The following is a 654-nucleotide window of genomic DNA, read 5'->3' as shown; positions in this document are numbered from 1 at the left end:
GGTTTAAATACCCCCGGGCAAGCCCATCTCCACCTATATGCAGCTCTCCAGCCACTCCCTGAGGCACAAGGGCCAAATCCTTGTTCAAGACATACAACTGGATATTCTGGATTGGGCGACCAATCGGGATGCTGCTTAAGCCTTCCAGTGACTGACCACAATCCCAATAGCTCACATCTATCGCCGCTTCGGTTGGGCCATATAAATTATGTAATTCAACATCGGGATAACGGGAACGGAAGCGCTCCACCACTGCAAGCGGCAACGCTTCACCACTACAGAACACCTGACGTAAGTGAACACTGTCAGATAAATCTGCCAGGGCCAGCATATTGTTCAGCATTGAAGGCACAAAGTGCAACTTGCTGATGCGGGCTTCTTTTATCAACCTGGCCAGATATACCGGGTCCTTATGGCCCTCCGGCTTCGCCAACACCAACGCAGCTCCCACCGTTAACGGCCAGACAAACTCCCATACCGAAACATCAAAGCTAAACGGTGTCTTTTGCAGGACTCTGTCATCAGCACTGGCACCATATTGGCGATGCATCCAATTGATACGGTTCACCAGTGCCTGATGCTCCACCATCACCCCTTTGGGTTGCCCTGTCGACCCTGAGGTATAAATCACATACGCCAGATGCCGGCTGCTCA

1 protein-coding gene is annotated in these 654 nt (G+C 51.7%); it reads right to left on the bottom strand.

Features of this window, described 5'->3' with window-relative positions; all coding sequences use genetic code 11:
- Positions 1 to 654 (bottom strand): AMP-binding protein (locus ACYVIC_RS19625; protein WP_460862685.1); only part of this gene is annotated, 654 nt, incomplete at both ends.

The organism is Rheinheimera gaetbuli, from assembly GCF_054781935.1.
Note: the sequence above shows the minus strand (reverse complement) of the source record. Positions and strands in the feature narration are given on the sequence as shown.